The organism is Citrobacter sp. wls827 (genome assembly GCF_005280875.1).
GTDB lineage: Bacteria > Pseudomonadota > Gammaproteobacteria > Enterobacterales > Enterobacteriaceae > Citrobacter > Citrobacter youngae.
Genome location: NZ_SZWR01000018.1, coordinates 421,182 through 421,521 on the forward strand (window position 1 = coordinate 421,182; position 340 = coordinate 421,521).

At 55.9% G+C, this 340-nt stretch carries 1 protein-coding gene and 1 pseudogene; both read right to left on the reverse strand.

The window, feature by feature from the left end:
• Positions 1–152: pseudogene (locus FDX03_RS23495) on the reverse strand (FAD-dependent oxidoreductase); the annotation flags it as partial.
• A partial coding sequence (locus tag FDX03_RS23500; RefSeq protein ID WP_249357079.1) for a rubredoxin occupies positions 149–340 on the reverse strand: 192 nt, incomplete at its 5' end. The pseudogene FDX03_RS23495 and the gene FDX03_RS23500, both read right to left, overlap by 4 nt.

Below are 340 nucleotides of genomic sequence, written 5' to 3' on the forward strand. Positions count from 1 at the left end.
CTGATAACGTGGCTGAGATCGGGCTTGTTGTACTCATCCATGCTGTCCGCGGCAATCAGGGTCAGCGGAACAGCCGCATCCTGTTTACGGATATTTTTGACTAACTGGCGGGCGGCAAAGCCCGAACCAATGATGACAATTCCGTGGCTCATTTTGCCTCCGTTGCCAGTACGTCAAAGACGTCTTTACCTAATGAACATTCCGGGCACAGGAAGTTATCCGGCACGTCGCTCCACGGCGTACCCGGTGCAACGTCCTGCAGCGGTTCACCTTTTGCTGGATCGTAAATCCACTGGCACACGCTGCACTGCATGCTGGGACCAAGATCGGCGGCAGCCGC